This window comes from Streptomyces sp. URMC 123 (genome assembly GCF_051386515.1).
Classification (GTDB): domain Bacteria; phylum Actinomycetota; class Actinomycetes; order Streptomycetales; family Streptomycetaceae; genus Streptomyces.
On record NZ_JBPQTV010000719.1, the window covers coordinates 1 to 419 of the forward strand.

The 419-nt window shown below is 69.0% G+C and carries 1 protein-coding gene; it reads right to left on the minus strand.

The window, feature by feature from the left end:
* Positions 1-192 precede the first annotated feature (192 nt).
* Positions 193-419: ferric iron reductase (locus tag ACSNOD_RS31775; protein ID WP_436770524.1), on the minus strand; the 227-nt coding region annotated here is incomplete at its 5' end.

Below are 419 nucleotides of genomic sequence, written 5' to 3' on the forward strand. Positions count from 1 at the left end.
GAGTGCGACCTGTTCGCCGAGCCGTTCTCGCTGTCCTGCCACAACCGGCTGCAACTGGCGGACAACCGGCAGATGGTCGACTTCCAGGACCCGGTCAGCGCCTTCCGCTTCGTGGTGCGGACCGCCAACCCGCTCGCGCCGTTCGCTCCGCGCGCCCCGTACGCCTGACGCCTCACGCCCGCCGGCCGACGCTCACGTGACCGCGGGGCGGAAGCGGGCGATGGGGTTGTCCAGGGTTCCGGACACCTGGATCGTGCTGAGCGGGTCGTCCAGGTTCACCATGTGCCGGTTGTTCCGCAACTGCAGCCGGTTCAGACACACCCGGGGAAAGCGCTCCATGAACAGGTCGCACTCCGCGAACCGCTCCGCGAGATGGGGCGCGGAGCGCTGGTAATCGATCACGCACTCGGCGACCGTCC